The organism is Marinobacter sediminum (genome assembly GCF_023657445.1).
In the GTDB taxonomy this organism is placed as follows: Bacteria; Pseudomonadota; Gammaproteobacteria; order Pseudomonadales; family Oleiphilaceae; genus Marinobacter; species Marinobacter sediminum_A.
Window position 1 is genome coordinate 244,341 of the sequence record NZ_JAGTWY010000001.1, and the last position, 16,951, is coordinate 261,291.

At 56.7% G+C, this 16,951-nt stretch carries 15 protein-coding genes and 1 tRNA gene; 13 read left to right on the plus strand and 3 right to left on the minus strand.

The genetic code is table 11. From position 1 onward, the window contains the following. Positions 1 to 4 precede the first annotated feature (4 nt). Positions 5 to 1,267 (minus strand): 6-phosphofructokinase, encoded by a 1,263-nt coding sequence (locus KFJ24_RS01185; protein ID WP_250829254.1) that lies wholly within the window; start codon positions 1,265 to 1,267, stop codon positions 5 to 7. Between the two features lie 155 nt (positions 1,268 to 1,422). Here KFJ24_RS01185 and mpl point away from each other — a divergent pair, with 155 nt between their 5' ends. The 4 genes from mpl (at position 1,423) to KFJ24_RS01205 (ending at position 6,816) form a co-directional block, all read left to right on the plus strand. After that, complete coding sequence (mpl, locus tag KFJ24_RS01190; RefSeq protein ID WP_250829255.1) at positions 1,423 to 2,817, plus strand: UDP-N-acetylmuramate:L-alanyl-gamma-D-glutamyl-meso-diaminopimelate ligase; 1,395 nt, start codon at positions 1,423 to 1,425, stop codon at positions 2,815 to 2,817. A gap of 37 nt (positions 2,818 to 2,854) precedes the next feature. Continuing rightward, positions 2,855 to 3,502 (plus strand): flavin prenyltransferase UbiX, encoded by a 648-nt coding sequence (locus KFJ24_RS01195; RefSeq protein WP_250829256.1) that lies wholly within the window; start codon positions 2,855 to 2,857, stop codon positions 3,500 to 3,502. Between the two features lie 127 nt (positions 3,503 to 3,629). Beyond that, positions 3,630 to 4,769, plus strand: coding sequence for an acyl-CoA dehydrogenase family protein (locus tag KFJ24_RS01200; RefSeq protein WP_250829257.1), 1,140 nt, complete (start codon positions 3,630 to 3,632; stop codon positions 4,767 to 4,769). 154 nt (positions 4,770 to 4,923) lie between these two features. Then, positions 4,924 to 6,816: a hypothetical protein gene (locus KFJ24_RS01205; RefSeq protein WP_250829258.1), complete on the plus strand. Its 1,893-nt coding sequence runs from the start codon at positions 4,924 to 4,926 to the stop codon at positions 6,814 to 6,816. A gap of 108 nt (positions 6,817 to 6,924) precedes the next feature. Here KFJ24_RS01205 and KFJ24_RS01210 read toward each other — a convergent pair. Then, positions 6,925 to 7,011: transfer RNA gene (locus KFJ24_RS01210), tRNA-Leu, on the minus strand. A gap of 254 nt (positions 7,012 to 7,265) precedes the next feature. Between KFJ24_RS01210 and rnr the strand changes: the two genes are divergently transcribed. The 8 genes from rnr to alr all read left to right on the plus strand — a co-directional run bounded on the left by rnr (position 7,266) and on the right by alr (position 15,532). After that, entirely contained in the window at positions 7,266 to 9,830 is a 2,565-nt protein-coding gene (gene rnr, locus KFJ24_RS01215; protein WP_250829259.1) for a ribonuclease R, read from the plus strand. A gap of 15 nt (positions 9,831 to 9,845) precedes the next feature. After that, positions 9,846 to 10,583, plus strand: a complete 738-nt coding sequence (rlmB, locus tag KFJ24_RS01220) for a 23S rRNA (guanosine(2251)-2'-O)-methyltransferase RlmB (protein ID WP_250829260.1) — start codon at positions 9,846 to 9,848, stop codon at positions 10,581 to 10,583. Between the two features lie 244 nt (positions 10,584 to 10,827). Continuing rightward, positions 10,828 to 11,253: a 30S ribosomal protein S6 gene (rpsF, locus tag KFJ24_RS01225; protein ID WP_250829261.1), complete on the plus strand. Its 426-nt coding sequence runs from the start codon at positions 10,828 to 10,830 to the stop codon at positions 11,251 to 11,253. A gap of 25 nt (positions 11,254 to 11,278) precedes the next feature. Continuing rightward, entirely contained in the window at positions 11,279 to 11,509 is a 231-nt protein-coding gene (gene rpsR, locus KFJ24_RS01230; protein WP_007154918.1) for a 30S ribosomal protein S18, read from the plus strand. 26 nt (positions 11,510 to 11,535) lie between these two features. Next, a complete protein-coding gene (locus KFJ24_RS01235; protein WP_250829263.1) occupies positions 11,536 to 12,402 on the plus strand; it encodes a hypothetical protein in 867 nt (288 codons plus the stop codon). Positions 12,403 to 12,422: 20 nt separating this feature from the next. Further along, positions 12,423 to 12,869 (plus strand): 50S ribosomal protein L9, encoded by a 447-nt coding sequence (gene rplI / locus KFJ24_RS01240; protein ID WP_250829264.1) that lies wholly within the window; start codon positions 12,423 to 12,425, stop codon positions 12,867 to 12,869. A 180-nt stretch (positions 12,870 to 13,049) separates the two neighbouring features. Continuing rightward, complete coding sequence (gene dnaB / locus KFJ24_RS01245; protein WP_250829266.1) at positions 13,050 to 14,456, plus strand: replicative DNA helicase; 1,407 nt, start codon at positions 13,050 to 13,052, stop codon at positions 14,454 to 14,456. Beyond that, on the plus strand, positions 14,456 to 15,532 hold the full coding sequence (alr, locus tag KFJ24_RS01250) for an alanine racemase (protein ID WP_250829267.1): 1,077 nt from the start codon (positions 14,456 to 14,458) through the stop codon (positions 15,530 to 15,532). Before dnaB ends, alr begins: the two co-directional genes overlap by 1 nt. An 18-nt stretch (positions 15,533 to 15,550) precedes the next feature. On the opposite strand, the gene KFJ24_RS01255 is transcribed toward alr, so the two are convergent. Further along, on the minus strand, positions 15,551 to 15,907 hold the full coding sequence (locus tag KFJ24_RS01255) for a hypothetical protein (RefSeq protein WP_250829268.1): 357 nt from the start codon (positions 15,905 to 15,907) through the stop codon (positions 15,551 to 15,553). A 163-nt stretch (positions 15,908 to 16,070) separates the two neighbouring features. On the opposite strand from KFJ24_RS01255, the gene KFJ24_RS01260 reads away from it, so the two are divergent. Then, positions 16,071 to 16,949: an SDR family oxidoreductase gene (locus KFJ24_RS01260; RefSeq protein ID WP_250829269.1), complete on the plus strand. Its 879-nt coding sequence runs from the start codon at positions 16,071 to 16,073 to the stop codon at positions 16,947 to 16,949. Positions 16,950 to 16,951: the final 2 nt, after the last annotated feature.

Below are 16,951 nucleotides of genomic sequence, written 5' to 3' on the forward strand. Positions count from 1 at the left end.
CCGGTCAGAGCTGGAATGCGGTTTTCAGCTTCTTCTCTACCAACTCGTTTTTCAACTTGGCGACTCGTGGCAGGCCATTATCGAAAGGCGGGAAACTTTCCCCGGCAATCAATGGCTCCAGATAGTCCCGGCAGTCCTGGGTAATGCCAAAGCCGTCGTCAGTGATGAAGTGAATCGGCATTTTCTTTTCCTGGTTGGCGACTTCACTCAAAGGCGCTTCACCAATCTTCCAGCGGTAGGGCTTGGCCTGTTCACGAACGATCGTGGGCATCAGGGCCTGTTTTCCGGCCAGAGCCATTTCCACGGCTGACTGACCGACCGCGTAGGCCTGCTCTACGTCGGTCGCGGAGGCAATGTGCCGCGCACTGCGTTGCAGGTAGTCAGCAACGGCCCAGTGGTATTTGTGGCCGAGCGCCTGCTTGACCATGTTCGCCAGTGCCGGGGCAACACCACCAAGCTGGGTATGGCCAAACGCATCTTTGGCGCCGGCATCGGCGAGGAATCGACCGTCTTCATACTGGGCGCCTTCCGAAGCGACCACCACACAGTAACCGTATTCCTTCACGCAATGATCGACGCGAGCGAGGAAGGCTTCACGGTCGAACGGGATTTCCGGGAACAGGATGATGTGCGGTGGCTCGCCTTCACCCTGGCCTGCCAGGCCTCCGGATGCCGCTATCCAGCCGGCATGCCGCCCCATGACCTCGAGGATAAATACCTTGGTCGAGGTCTCGCACATAGATTTGATATCGAGACTCGCTTCCAGGGTTGAGGTGGCAATGTACTTCGCGACAGAGCCAAAGCCCGGGCAGCAGTCCGTGAATGGCAGGTCGTTATCGACGGTTTTGGGAATGCCGATGCAGGTAATGGGGTACCCCATCTTTTCGCCAATCTGGGAAACCTTGTAGGCGGTATCCTGGGAATCGCCGCCGCCGTTGTAAAAGAAGTAACCAATGTCGTGAGCGCGGAAGACCTCGATCAGGCGCTCGTATTCGCGGCGGTTCTCGGAGATGTTTTTCAACTTGTGGCGGCAGGAGCCAAAAGCGCCGCCAGGGGTATGAATCAGGGCGTGGATAGCCTCATCGCTCTCAAGACTGGTATCAATCAGTTCTTCCTGTAGTGCACCAATTATACCGTTTCGACCGGCATAGACCTTGCCAATCTTATCCGGGTGCTTGCGGGCGGTCTGAATGACACCACAGGCACTGGCGTTGATGACGGCGGTAACGCCGCCGGATTGAGCGTAGAATGCATTCTTGATGGCCATCTCGGGCTGGAGCCTCCTGCAGGTTCGACAATGGCGCAGATGATACGCCAAACGGTCCGGATTTTCATGAGCAGGATTGCGGATGGCGGTGCTCTTGACGCTTTGCGAAGTATAAGGGAGTCTTGGCAGGTTTCAATTCAGAGGTTGTAAGCCGAATGCGCATTCATATCCTTGGAATCTGTGGCACCTTCATGGGCAGTCTTGCTGTTCTGGCGCGTGAGTTGGGTCACACGGTTACCGGTTCCGACCAGGGCGTGTACCCGCCCATGAGCACCCAGCTGGAAGCCCAGGGTATTAGCCTGATGGAGGGTTACAGTCCGGATCATCTTGAGCCCACACCGGACCTGGTGCTCATCGGCAATGCCATGTCCCGGGGTAACCCGGAAGTGGAAGCGGTCCTGAACCGGAATATCGATTACATGTCCGGCCCGGAATGGCTGGCGCGGGAAGTGCTGCGGCATCGCTGGGTCATGGCTGTGGCTGGTACCCATGGCAAGACGACGACGACCTCCATGTTGCTATGGATCCTGGACCAGGCCGGCTTCGAACCAGGGTATCTGGTCGGCGGTGTGCCCCGGGATTTTCCGGTGTCAGCAAGACTGGGCAACAGTGACTTTTTCGTGATTGAGGCCGATGAATATGACAGCGCCTTTTTCGACAAGCGCTCGAAGTTCATTCATTACCGGCCCCACACCCTGATTCTCAACAACCTTGAATTTGATCACGCCGACATCTTTGAAAACGTCGAGGCCATTGAGCGCCAGTTCCATCATCTGGTGCGGACGGTGCCATCCCAGGGCCTGATTATCCGGCCAGTGGTGGACAGGCATCTGGATAATGCTCTCGAAATGGGGTGCTGGAGCCCGGTGCAGGACACGGCCATTGGTAGTGAAACACCCAGAACGTCGGACTGGCGGGCGGAACTGCTCTCGGAAGATGGCAGTCGATTCATGGTGATTCATCATGAGCAGCCGGTGGCTACCCTGAAATGGTCCCAGACCGGTATGCACAATGTTCGTAATGCCCTGGCTGCCATTGCAGCCGCTCGTCATGTAGGGGTTACGCCGGATCATGCCGTGGCTGCACTGTGCCGCTTCTCCGGTGTTAAGCGCCGGATGGAGCTGCTGGCGGACGTTGGCGGCGTAAAGGTTTACGATGACTTTGCCCATCACCCCACCGCCATCGAGACGACACTGGAGGGGCTGCGGGCTCAGGTTGGCGACGAGCCTATCGTTGCCCTGATTGAGCCCCGTTCCAATACCATGAAGCAGGGTGTTCACCAGAAGACCCTGCTGCCCAGCGCCGCCGCAGCGGATCGGGTACTCTGGGCCAACCTCAATGAGATGGAATGGCTGCCGGAACTGATCGCCGACTGGCAGGCCGGGCATGCAGAGTCAGGTCAGCACCGGGTCGAATCAACTGTGGAGAGTCTGATTGAGCGGGTATTTGAAGATCTGCCCAGTCCCTGCCACGTTGTTATTATGAGTAACGGCGGGTTTGGCGGCATTCACGCTAAACTGGTGGCAGAACTCGAGCGTATTCAGAACTGATGTCCGGCAACCACTTCCACGACCGATGGCTAACTCCATGACCGAGCACTCCCAGCAGGTGCGAACCATAAACCTGGCGTTTACCGGCGCTTCTGGCGCCCAGTACGGCTTGCGTCTCCTGCAGTGCCTGGTTGCGGCTGGTTGTCGGGTAAACGTTATGGTCAGCCGGGCGGCGCAAGTGGTGATTGCCACAGAAACCGATCTGAAACTACCCGGCACGCCTCCGGCCATGCAGGACACCCTGACTGAATGGGCTCAGGCTGAGTCAGGGCAGGTGCTGGTGTTCGGAAGGGAAGACTGGTTTGCGCCGCCCGCGTCAGGCTCGGGGGAAAAGGCGCCGCTGGTGGTGTGCCCCTGCAGCACAGGGACGCTTTCGGCGCTGGCCACCGGAGCCAGTAATAACCTCATTGAACGAGCCGGTGATGTCGCTCTGAAAGAACGCCGGCAACTGATCCTGGTGCCACGGGAAGCTCCTTTTTCAGAGGTCCACCTGGAAAATATGCTGAAACTGACCCGAATGGGGGCGGTTATCATGCCAGCCAGCCCCGGCTTCTACCATAAGCCGGAATCGGTAGAGGACCTGGTGGATTTTATTGTTGCCCGCCTGCTCGACCACCTCGGTATTCCCCAGGATCTGATGCCCCGTTGGGGTGAGGCTCGCGCCGAAGAAAAGCGCTCCCGCTAACGCCTGCGATCCCGGCGCGATGGTTTTGGCCAGCCCGATTGATGGTTTTCATCATTGAGCCAGGGGGCGCCCGGGCAGAGACTTGGTGAACGACAATCACAACACAGGTCATTCACTGAGGTTCAACATGATTCCACGTACTCTCTTCGACGCTGATCTCGAAGGCTTTCGCGATTCTGTCCGCAAGTTTCTTGAGCAGGAAGCGGCGCCCTATCATGACCAATGGGAAAAAGACGGCCAGGTCAGTCGTGAACTTTGGCGCAAGGCGGGAGAACTTGGCTTTCTCTGTCCATGTCTTCCGGAACAGTACGGTGGGGTCGGTGCCGACTTCCGTTACAGTGCGGTCTTGATTGAGGAGGTTGCGCGCGCGGGTCTCACCGGGATTGGCTGGGGCCTGCATTCCGATATTGTGGCGCCTTATGTCCTGAACTACGGTTCCGATGAGTTGAAAAGCCATTATTTGCCGAAGCTGGCTAGCGGGGAGATGGTGGGAGCCATCGCCATGACTGAGCCCGGGGCAGGCTCGGATCTGCAGGGGGTAAAGACAACTGCCGTCAAGCAGGGCGATCACTATCTGCTCAACGGCTCGAAAACCTTTATCACCAATGGCCAGTTGGCGGATGTCGTGATTGTCGTAGCCAAGACTGATCCGAAGGAAGGTGCCAAGGGGATCAGTCTGTTCATGGTGGAAACGGCCTGGGATGGGTTCGAAAAAGGTCAGAACCTGAACAAAGTGGGCATGAAAGCCCAGGATACTTCGGAACTGTTTTTCCAGGATGTGAAAGTGCCCGCGAAGAACCTGATCGGCGCCGGTGAAGGGCAGGGCTTCTTCCAGCTGATGCAGGAGTTGGCTGCGGAGCGTCTGCAGGTTGCGCTGGGCGCAGTGGCCGCCGCGGAAGCGGCCTGGCAGTGGACACTGGATTACGTGAAAGAGCGAAATGCTTTTGGCAAGCCGGTGATCGCTTTCCAGAATACCCGGTTCAAGATGGCCGAAATGAAGGCCGAGATTACCTCCGCACGGGTATTTACCGATCGCTGTCTGGAACTTCATCTGGATAAGAAGCTGGATATCCCCACTGCCGCGATGCTCAAGCAGCTCACGACGGACCTGCAATGCAAGGTTATGGACGAGTGTGTTCAGCTTCACGGTGGCTATGGCTACATGTGGGAATACCCCATCGCCCGTGCCTGGGCAGATTCGCGGGTTCAGCGAATTTACGCTGGCACCAATGAGATCATGAAGGAGATTGTAGCCCGGTCATTCTGAGGCATCTGGGTCCCGGGGCTTCTCAGGCTACCGGGACCTGCACTCGGCTGATTTGTTACCAAACTTTACAAATTGCCAAACCTATCAAGGTCTCCCAAGTCAACATCCCCTAAAGTAGCGGCACAACCTCTAACAAGGATAAACGGTTGCCGCGATGAAACGCCTCCTTAGCCTATCTGCCTCTGTACTTATATCCGCTCTTGCCGGTTGCGGCGAGGAATCCGATCAGCTGCCTGTGGATGGCCGGGATTTCGACGGTGTGGAATACAGCGAGCCGGCGACCTATACCGGTAAGGTCATTGACGGTTACCTGAGTAATGCCCGGGTCTGGCTCGATATGGATGGCGATAGCCAGTATACGGCCGGCCCGTTGGTGATCCAGCTGGATAATGGCGCGGAAGTCACACTGCCCTCCGGGGAGCCAACGACCTTGAGTGGCGCCGGTGGCGAGTTTTCCCTGGATGTATCAGAGCTGGCGCTGGACCCGGAAACCGGGCCGGACCTCGACCCCAGGAATTATTCGCTTTATGCATTGGCCTTGCCGGGGAAAACTTTGGAAGAGACCCGTAACGGCGATGTGGTCATTGATAGTGCTTTCATGATGTCGGCGCCCGCTGGTATTCGAAATATAACGCCATTAACGACGCTGGCCCGCTACCGGGCGCTGGCAGGGCTGTTTCTGAGCGACAGCAGTAACCTGGCAGCCAGCCTGTTTGACCTTAACCTGGTAAGGGATTACATGCTGGCACAGGACGACCGTGCCCATGCCTATGCCCGTGCGCTGGCCCGTTTCATGGCGAGTCAGTTTCCGCCTGAGTACAGCAAATTGCTTGCGGATACCGGAAGCGATGGAACTGAGCAGTTCCTGAGTCGGCAGGCCGCTTTCCTGCTTGGAATTTCGATGGTCCAGAACTCGGGTGATGTGATTGCAGTGGTCGATGCCGCAGCGCAGGCGGGGTATGCCAACGTGGATGTGGACGCCCTGGTGCTTCCGCAGGTGGCGGTTGAACTCAGTGACCCGGTGCTGCTGACCAGACAGCGTATTTATGCGGAACCGGAGCGTTCGGACACTCTGCCAGCAAACCGTTCCGATTTGCTGGTTTCGGCCGAGCTGGCGTTTGATTATGGCGAAGACGGGCGCCTGCTTTCTGTTTCCGCCAACGGGTGTCTGGCACCATCGATGGCGGAGCTGTCTCGCCTGATCGGGGTTGGCGGGTATATGGCGAACCTGGAAACTCAGTGGTTGCCATCGGCCGCACTCTCTCCCCAAAGCAGGATTAATTATGAGGTGGCTGGCACCGACGAGCGCCTGGTGTTCGACTGGAATAATCAGCGCATCTACTTTGAAACTGCAACCACTTGCCATGACCATGAAAGTATCTTTGCCGGTTCCACTGAGCTGGGTGGAAATCCGGAAATTAGTTATAACTGGACCATGCAGGATGGCGGGTTGTCTGAGTTAATCGCCCAGATTCCGCAGCCTGACGGCTCAATGCTAACCCGGACGCTGGAACCGGAAGCGGTTAACGCTTCGGCGGGCTTCCCCGGTTATCGTCTGAGTGAGGGCGGGGCGGAGGTGGCATCGCTGGTTTTCACCGGTTCAGTTCAAGGCTGTGAACTTGAGCCTGATGCCGTGGGTGCGGACCTGGTGGTCAGTGCCAGCCAAGGCTATGAGTTTTCCGGATACGAGTCTCAACTCGCAGGCCTGGCCTATGAGTTTGATAATCGGGAGTTTGAGTATCCTGCGCAGGGCGACGCCTTTCCGGTGAATCGGCTACTGAGATACGGTTTTCTGGATCCTGCCATGTCCGACCTGCCCCGCGTTGAGGCGGGTGCCGGCTTCGAGTGGGTCATGTATTACCCGCCCGTAGGCGGTGTCGGCTTCCTGGAAGGGCAGCCAAATCATATCGGAGAGGCTTACCTGAAAAAGTACAGTGGTGCCCGGGCCTGCGGCCGCAAGTTTGAGGATGTGCCCTCAAGCGCCTATGCACGTGTCGAATACAGCTATAAAAAACTGTCTGAATACCTGGTCGGGTTATTGCAATAAAGCAGTGCCCAGACACAACAAAATGCCGTATCTATGGCGAAACGGTGAGATTATCGGGTTAATTAACAGTATATTATGGGGGATATTCTCACTTCCTGGGGGAGGAAGTGGTGCCGAGGAGAGGACTTGAACCTCCACGGGGTTGCCCCCACTAGCACCTGAAGCTAGCGTGTCTACCAATTTCACCACCTCGGCAGGTGATTTGCAGAACCTTTAGTTTATTGAAAACTATATGTTTCTGCCAGCGGCTGGGCATGTCCCTCAACCGATGGCGCGTACTTTAATAATTCCCGGAAAGGCTGTCAAACACTTTTTTTAAAAAGGGCTGGCAGGTATTTATGCCTATATATATCGCTCCTTGTTAGGCAGCCATGCCTTCACGACGTTATACTGCAACGCAAACGAATTAATCGGCACCATCTTGGTGCTAGAGCAGAGCAAGGATCCGAATGGTTTCCAGGAAAAAAAACGAAAGGGACCCGCACGCCGGTCGTGAAGCCCAGAATTACGATAACCCCATACAAAGCCGTGAATTCATTATCGCTCACCTGAAGGAGCGAGGCGCACCGGCGACCCATGAGACGCTTTGCGCAGAGCTGGGGCAGGATTCGCCAGAAGGTATTGAGGCGTTGCGTCGCCGGTTGATTGCCATGTGCCGGGACGGTCAGCTGATCTGTAACCGCCGGGGCGCTTATCTCCCTATTGATGAGGCGGATCTGGTGACCGGTCGTGTGATTGGTCACAAGGATGGTTTTGGCTTTCTGGTCCCGGATGACAGTGGTTCCGACCTGTTCCTGACGGCTCGGCAAATGCGCCAGGTTTTCCATGGTGATCGTGTCGCTGCCCGGGTTGACCGCGTCGATGATCGCGGGCGCCGCGAAGGTGTGATTGTCGAAGTAATCGAATATCGGACCAACCAGACAGTAGGTCGCTTTTTCCAGGAAAGTGGCATCAGCTTTGTCGTTCCGGAAAACGCCAGGATCAATCATGAGGTTCTCATCCCTCAGGAGAGCTGCGGCGAAGCACGTCATGGCCAGTACGTTGTGGTGGATATTGTTCGCCAGCCGACGATGCGGACTCAGCCACTGGGCAAGGTTGTCGAGGTGCTGGGTGAGCACATGGCACCAGGCATGGAAATCGATGTTGCCATTCGCTCCTACGATATTCCTCACAGCTGGCCGCCAGCGGTGGGAGAGCAGGTCGCAGAAATCCCGGAAGAAGTCACCGAGAAAGATAAGGAGAACCGGGTTGATATCCGTAACCTCCGGTTGGTGACGATTGATGATGAAACTGCCCGCGATTTTGACGATGCGGTTTATTGCGAACCCAGGCCTCGTGGCGGCTATCGTCTGCTGGTTGCGATCGCTGACGTTTCGCATTATGTCCGTTTCGAGACACCGCTGGATGAAGAGGCGGTGAATCGCAGTACCTCCGTGTATTTCCCGGATCACGTGGTTCCGATGTTGCCGGAGAAACTGTCAAACGGTCTGTGTTCGTTAAACCCGGGTGTTGATCGCCTGTGTATGGTGGCCGATATGACCATCAGTGCGGCGGGTAACATCAGCGGTTATTCCTTCTACCAGGCGGTCATGTACAGTCATGCCAGGCTTACCTACAACAAGGTAAGCGACATGCTCGAGCATCCGGATTCAGAGTCGGGTTATCGCCTTTGCGAGCAGTACGCCCATGTCCTTCCGCAACTGCATAATCTTTATGGCCTATACCAGTTGCTGCGCAAGGCCCGGACCGAGCGTGGTGCGATTGACTTTGAAACCACCGAAACGAAGATTGTTTTCGATGCTGAGCGCAAGATCGAAGAGATTGTTCCGGTAACACGAAACGACGCCCACAAGATCATTGAGGAATGTATGTTGTGTGCGAACGTCGCCACAGCAAGGTTCCTCAAAAAGCATAAGTTGCCGGCGCTTTACCGGGTCCATGATGGACCGTCCGAAGAGCGCCTGAATGCGGTGAGGCTGTTTTTGGGTGAGCTGGGTCTGCAACTGGGCGGGGGGGATAGCCCCACGTCTGCTGACTACCAGGCGTTACTTTCGCAAATTTCAGATCGCCCCGATGCAAATGTCATTCAGACGGTCATGCTGCGCTCACTCAGTCAGGCGGTATACAGCCCTGAGGAAGGTGGCCACTTTGGTCTCGGGTTTGCCGGCTATGCCCATTTCACCTCGCCGATCCGTCGTTACCCGGATTTGATTGCCCACAGGGCCGTCAAGTCGGTGATCCACGGTACGGCAGGATCAAAAGATGTCGTGATCCCGCCAAAACGGGATCCGGAACTGGCTGAATACCCTTACGATCTGCCGCAGATGGAGCGCCTTGGCGAGCATACCTCCATGGCCGAGCGGCGGGCGGATGATGCAACCCGCGATGTCATGGCCTGGCTTAAGTGTGAGTACCTCCGGGATCATGTGGGAGAGGAGTTCGACGGTGTAATTGCCGCCGTGGTCCCGTTCGGTTTCTTTGTGGAGTTGTCCGGTGTTTACATTGAAGGGCTGGTCCATGTCTCTACCCTGAGTGGAGACTACTTCCACCACGACGCTGCCAAGCACCGGTTGATCGGTGAACGGACGGCCATGAGTTTCAGGCTGGGTGACGGTGTTCGAGTCAAGGTTGTTCGGGTTGGCATGGAAGACCGGAAAATTGATCTGGAGCTGATAAGCGACCCTGTGCACCGGCAGGCTGACCGGGATGCGTTGCAGGTTCCGAAAAAAGATGACCGGGGAAAGGCAAAGCGGACCAGTGGTAAAGGCAAACCCGGTGGTCGGGAAAAGTCGGGTCGTAAAGGGAGTTCACCTGCTGAGGCCGGGAAAAAGCGCCCGCGGAAACGCTCCGGTGCCGCCTCGCCGGAAAAACCGGAGGCCACCGCACCTGGCGATAACGAGCCGCTTTCGGCCAGAGATGAGTTGGTTGCCCAGGCCGCGAAACTTGCCCTGAAAAAGGACAAGAAGCCGGGTAAGGGTGCTGGAACTGGCAAGAACCGGAAATCCCGCAAGTAACAGGAAGCATAATCAGTGTCCGGAGAGTTCGTGTTTGGCTGGCATGCGGTTGAGGCAGTTCTCAAGCGTGAGCCAGAGAGGTTGCAGCAGGTCTGGATTCAGACTGGCCGGCAGGATAAGCGGGTGAACAGCATCACCGACGCCCTGGATAATCTGGGTGTTCGCTGGAAAGTCGTTCATCGTAAAGAGCTGGATACGCGGGTTTCCGGGGTCCATCAGGGTATCGTGGCGGAGGTCAGTGAAAGCCGCGAGTGGAGCGAGGATGATTTGCTGGCTCAGCTTGCCGGCAGTGATAAACCGCCATTCCTGCTGGTGCTTGATGGTGTAACGGATCCCCACAACCTGGGAGCCTGTATGCGCACGGCCGATGCTGTCGGTGTTCAGGCTGTGATTGTTCCGAAGGACAAGTCTGCTTCTTTAACCCCGGTGGCCCGGAAAGTGGCATGCGGCGCAGCCGAGACGGTGCCGTTTGTGCGCGTGACGAATCTGGCGCGCTTTCTTCGTACCCTGCAGGATCAGGGTGTGTGGTTGATAGGCACCGCTGGAGAAGCCAGTGCCACGCTTTATCAGGCTGATTTCAAGGGAGGCGTTGCGCTGGTCATGGGAGCAGAAGGTAAGGGGATGCGTCGCCTGACCCGTGAGCATTGTGATCAGCTCATCAATATCCCCATGCTCGGGCATGTCGACAGCCTCAATGTGTCCGTGGCTACGGGTGTTTGCCTATACGAAGCCTTGCGTCAGCGCCTTGGTTAACCCTTGCACAGAAGGCCGTGGCCGCCTAGAATACGTCTCCCCTTTCCTAAGGGGTGGTTTTGTATTGCCTGAAGCTCAGGTATGCAATCCCTCGCTTTTGATCAAGCCTTTCTTGTAAAGCCTTATTGATAAAGCAAAAAAGAAACCGGCAGCTTCGGCTGTCACCTCCTTGCTTTCATGTTTGGCGGTATGGGCGAATGGCCCTGTCGTTAAAAGAAAGCTGTTTAAACCGTAGGGAGAACTCATGCGTCACTACGAAATCGTTTTTATGGTACATCCGGATCAGAGCGAGCAGGTGCCCGCGATGATCGAGCGTTATACCAGCGTCATCACTGAAGATGGCGGTCAGGTACACCGTCTTGAAGACTGGGGCCGTCGTCATCTGGCTTACCCGATCAACAAGATTCACAAGGCTCACTACGTCCTGATGAACGTTGAATGTTCACAGGCAGCGATGGACGAGCTGACTCACAACTTCCGTTTCAACGATGCCATCATCCGCGACATGATCCTGCGCCGCGATGGTGCTGATACCGACCTGTCCCCGATGAAAGCTTCCGAGTCCCGTGAAGACCGTCGCGGCGGCGATGATCGCCCGCGTCGTTCAGCTGAATCTGATGACCGTCAAAACGACAGTCAGAAAGCTGAAACCCAGGACGAAGAAGAGTAATTAACCGGAGTTGAGGAGTTAAGTTATGGCTCGTTTTTTCAGACGTCGTAAGTTCTGCCGCTTCACGGCAGAAGGTGTTAAAGAGATCGATTACAAGGATCTGGACACCCTGAAAGGCTACATCACTGAAACCGGCAAAATCGTGCCCAGCCGCATCACCGGCACCAAAGCACGTTATCAGCGTCAGCTGGCTACCGCTATCAAGCGTGCCCGCTACCTGGCACTGCTGCCGTACTCGGACAGCCACGATAACTAAGTAACAGATAAACAGGACTTGGGACCATGCGTGCACTTGCACAGTATGTAATGCGCGGTCCCCTGCAGGCCGGCGGGGTAGCAGCAGTCACAACTGCGGTGCCTTTGCTGTTCTGGATTGGCGCAGCGGTTGTCGGCCTGGTGATTCTCAGGCTCGGCGTCAGTCAGGGGCTCAACATCGGCCTCTGGGCTTTGCTTCCGGCACTCGGCTGGAGCTGGTTCGGGCAAGATCCGACTGCTCTGGCAGTGCTGCTTCAGGTAATGCTGATGGCGTCTGTTCTGAGAACCACGCTGTCCTGGGAAAGAGCCCTTCTCGGAGGGAGCTTTCTGGCAATCGTCACCGGGCTTTTGTTGCCCGTGATGTATCCCGGTTTGCTGGATGATCTGGTCCAGGCCGGGGTCAGCTTTTACGAACAGTACAATGCCGAAGTGGCCCAGACCCTCGGGGGCGATCTCGAGAAGGTTATCCGGGACACCATGAATGCCAGTATGGCAGGTACCTACCTGGCCACTGGCATCGGCATGACAATGCTGGCCAGGGCGTGGCAGTCGGGGCTCTACAATCCCGGCGGATTCCGCAAGGAATTCCACGCCCTGAGACTGTCGCCCGCCGTTGCGGTGGTGTGTGCGGTCACCATGGTGATTGGTCCGGTACTCGGATTGAACTCCATGTTGCTGGTATGGGTGGCGGGTACACCGCTGTTTCTGGCGAGCCTGGCGTTGGTTCATGGCATCGTTGGACGGAAAAAGCTGAGTGGGCAGTGGCTGGTGTTGTTCTATATTGCACTGGTTCTGCTGGGCCCAAGCCTGATGATTCTGTTAGTGGTTCTGGCTTTTGTGGATAGCTGGCTGGATATCCGGAGGCGAATTAAGCCTGCCGGGCCGGCTGAATAAAGCACGAAGAGGTTAACGAGATGGAAGTTATTCTGCTCGAGAAAGTTGCAAACCTTGGATCCCTGGGTGACAAGGTAAAGGTTAAGGCCGGTTACGGTCGTAATTTCCTGCTTCCTTACGGCAAGGCTGTACCTGCCACGGAAGCAAACCTGAAGGCGTTCGAAGAGCGTCGCGCAGAGCTTGAGAAAGTGGCTGCCGAGAAGCTGGCTACTGCCAAGTCTCGCGCCGAGGCTCTGGAAGGTGCGTCCTTCACCATCAGCTCCAAAGCTGGTGAAGAAGGCAAGCTGTTTGGTTCTATCGGTGTTCGTGATATCGCGGATGCGATCACTGCCGGTGGTACTGAGGTCGAGAAGAGCGAAGTTCGTCTGCCGGAAGGTCCGCTCCGCGTGACTGGCGAGTACGACATCGAGCTGCAGCTGCACTCTGACGTAGAAGTGACCATCAAGCTGGCGGTTGTTGCAGGCTAATCTGTTGCAGCGTTATGCCAGGCCGGGGAAACCCGGCCGAGCTTGATTGAGCGGGCCCGAACCGGAGACGGTTTCGGGCCCGTTGCTTTCTGGTATTCTTAGCTTTTCGTGAACCTCTCCCAATCCCGAACCGTTCCCCGTAAACTGGGTAATCCGTGGTATCCACCTGAAGACGTTGTTATGGCCAAGCCTAATCTGAAATCCGCCAATAGTGATCTAGAAACCAGTCGCATCAAGGTGCCTCCGCATTCTGTCGAAGCGGAACAGGCGGTACTCGGTGGTCTGATGCTGGATAATCGCCGGTTCGATGAGATTTCCGAGGTCATTTCCGCAGTGGACTTCTACCGTCAGGATCACCGTCTGATTTTTGGTGCGGTAGAGCGCCTGGCCAGTGAAAGTGAACCGCTGGATGTGGTCACACTGGCTGAATTTCTGGAACGCGCAGGTGATATTGAGGATGCGGGTGGTTTGTCCTATCTGGCCGAGCTGGCGGAAAAGACCCCCGGTGCGGCAAATATCCGTGCCTATGCCGACATCGTTCGTGAGCGTTCCATCCTGCGACAGCTGGTGGAAGTGTCCGGCAAGATTTCCGACTCGGCCTTCAATCCCCTGGGTCGCAACAGTAGTGAAATTCTGGACGAAGCTGAGCGTAACGTCTTCAAGATTGCTGAATCCCGGGTAAAGGAAGGTTCCGGGCCTCAGGCCATCAACCCTATCCTGACCAAGACCCTGAGTCGTATTGAAGAGCTGTTTGAGTCCGGTGAGCAGACCACCGGTCTGACCACCGGCTTTCGGGACCTCGATGACAGGACTTCGGGTATGCAGCCTTCCGACTTGATCATCGTGGCGGGTCGCCCTTCCATGGGTAAGACGACCTTCGCCATGAATATTGTCGAGAACGCCCTGATCAGTACCGGTACGCCGGTGTTGGTGTTCAGTATGGAAATGCCGGCTGATGCACTGGCAATGCGGATGCTTTCTTCGCTCGGGCGCATCGACCAGACCAAGGTCCGGGGCGGTAAGCTTGAAGAAGACGATTGGCCGAGGCTGACCTCGGCGGTCAGCCTGCTCAAGGACAAACCGCTTTATATTGACGACACGCCCGGTCTGAGCCCCACGGAAATGCGCTCCCGGGCCCGCCGGATTGCCCGCGAGAATGACGGCAGGCTTGGCCTGATTATGGTGGACTACCTGCAGCTGATGCGGGTACCTGGCAATACCGAAGGCCGGACTGCGGAGATTTCCGAGATCTCACGCTCACTGAAGGGCCTTGCGAAGGAACTGAGTTGCCCGGTAGTGGCTTTGTCGCAGCTTAACCGGAGTCTTGAGCAGCGCCCCAACAAGCGCCCGGTTAACTCGGATCTGCGTGAATCCGGGGCGATCGAGCAGGATGCGGACGTTATCATGTTCGTATACCGGGATGAGGTCTATAACGAAGACACGCCAGATAAAGGCATCGCTGAAATCATCCTTGGTAAGCAGCGTAATGGCCCTATAGGAACCGTGCGCCTGGCGTTTATCGGCAAGTACACCAAGTTTGAAGATCTGGCTCATGGCGATTACGGCGACTACGGTGGGGACTACTGATGCCTCGTAGCACCGTTGCCCGTATCAACCTGGATGCCTTGCGGCAGAACTACCGCCTGGCCTGCGATCGTGCCGGTTCTGCCCAGTCGATGGCGGTGGTCAAGGCCGACGGTTACGGCCATGGTATTGCTCAGGTTGCCAAAGCCCTGGCGGATGACGCGCCGAGGTATGCCGTAGCCTGTCTGGAAGAAGCTCTGGCGATTCGGAGTGCGGAGCTCAGGCAGCCTGTGGTTATGTTGCAGGGTGTGCACGCCGGCGCCGACCTTGATGTATGTCGGCAAAACGGTTTTGAGCCTGTTATTCACGGGCGCCACCAACTGGAGTGGCTTGGCCAGGCGGAAGCCCGACCGCCCTTCTGGCTCAAGGTCAATAGCGGGATGAATCGCCTCGGATTTCGGCCTGAAGAACTGAACGATGTGATGGCCAGGCTGGAGGCAATGGGGGCTCGTTCAGGTCTGTTGGGTTTTATGACGCACTTTGCCTGCGCGGATGACGTGGATAGCCCCATGACTGCCCGGCAAACGGCAAGTTTTGAACAGGGCACAGCCCCCTGGGCCGGGCTGATGCGGAGTGTTGCTAATTCCGCAGCGCATTTCCATCCAGGGCAGTCTTTGTTCGACTGGAGCCGTCCGGGCATCATGCTTTACGGAGGGTCGCCGATGGTGGGTAAGACCGGCCCTGAGCTCGGGTTGAAGCCGGTTATGTCCCTGGAAGCGCCGCTGATTACGACTCGGACGGTTCGTGCCGGTGAGTCAGTGGGCTACGGCGGCGGCTGGGTGGCCGATAGAGATACCCTTATGGGAATGGTTGCAGTCGGATATGGCGACGGTTATCCGCGTCATGCCGGTACTGATACGCCGGCTGCCGTGAATGGCCAGAGAATCCGTTTGATTGGTCGAGTCTCCATGGACATGCTCGCGGTGGATCTGAGCAATGCGCCGGGTGCAAGAGAGGGCGACCTTGTTGAGCTCTGGGGGCCGACGGTTGGCGTAGATGAAGTGGCGACCTGTGCCGGGACCATTTCCTACGAACTGCTGACCGGTATTACGTCCCGGGTTCCCAGGGAATACCGGTAGCATCGGGCCCGGGGCTGGTCAGTCGGTTTCGGGCTCGTGGATAATTTCTTCAATGAAATCCAGAATGGCGGCCAGGCTGCGATCGTCCAGCTTTTTCAGGACCTTGTGGACGACCATCTTGCTACCCTTGAGCATACTGCTGATACCCATCCCGGCCATGCCCATCATCATACTGCTTGCGTGTAGCCGGCACAGGGGCTCGAGGAAAAAGAAGTCCAGGCCTTCTTCGGTCATATCCGAGATCAGATTGAAAAGTTTGTCGATCGCTTCCTTGTCGGCCTTACCGCGCTCACGCAGTTCGCCCACTGTGTAGAGTGCGCGGGTGCGAAGTTCGTCCGGAATCGGCGCTACGATGTGGCTCTGTTGTTTCAGCATGTCGGTTCCTGTTGTTGTATGCTCTTGAAAGGGAGTGCAAAGAGATAAGTCTGCCGGCGTTTCAGGCTGGGTGTTATTGTATGGATCGGTCTCGGTAAGCCATTGGCCTGACCGGTTCCCGAATTCCGTCACATCAGTGATATTTTGGAGGCATTGAACAGTCGTGCATGTGCTTGTTGTTCACGATTACGGCCCGCTGGGGAAAATTCTGCTGGAGCGCCTGCGCGAGACGCACCTGCAGGTCAGTCCGTTGCTTGTCAGCGATCCTGCCAGTGCCGACCTCGATGCCCTCGAAAACTGGATTCCCGAAGATACGGATCTTATTGTCAATGCACTCTGGCTGGTGGATCCTGAAGTGGCCGAGAATGACCCTGAGGGAGTCCACAAAGCGGCTTTTTCCCTGCCGGTGGCGATGGCTGAGTTTGCCCGTGATCGAGGTATGGCGCTGCTCCAGCTCTCCTCCTGCTATGTTTTCGATGGCCGGAAGCAGAGCGGTTATATCACTTCAAATCCCGGCCAACCTGCCAACGAGCTGGGTAACTGGCAATGGGAATGTGAGCAGGCTCTCAGAACGCTGTTACCGCGTCACATTATCCTTCGCACCGGCTGGAGCCTGTCACGCTTTATTCGCAAGGTGAAGGCAAGTACTGCTGCGGGTGAGACCCTGTCACTGCCGGGTCGTTGCCGCGGCCAGCCGGTTGCGGCAAGGGATCTGGCGCGGGTTATGACAGCGGTTATCCAGCAAATTGATTGTGGCGCCGAAGTCTGGGGGACCTATCAATACGCTGGTGCCGAGGAGATTAATCTGTATGAGCTGGGCCTGGCTATTGCCGGACTGCCCGGTATTCCTGAAGGCATCCGTGTTGTCGATGAGGTGCCTGAGTGGGCAAATCTGGAGCCTCTGAATACCACGCTCATCTGCACAAAGATCCGGAATACCTTTGGTATCAAGCAACAGCCCTGGCGTTCAGGGCTGTCGGACGAGCTGTCAATGCTGAAAAAGCGGGACGTCCAAGGTTTGGCAAAGGTGCCGGCCGAGTAGGG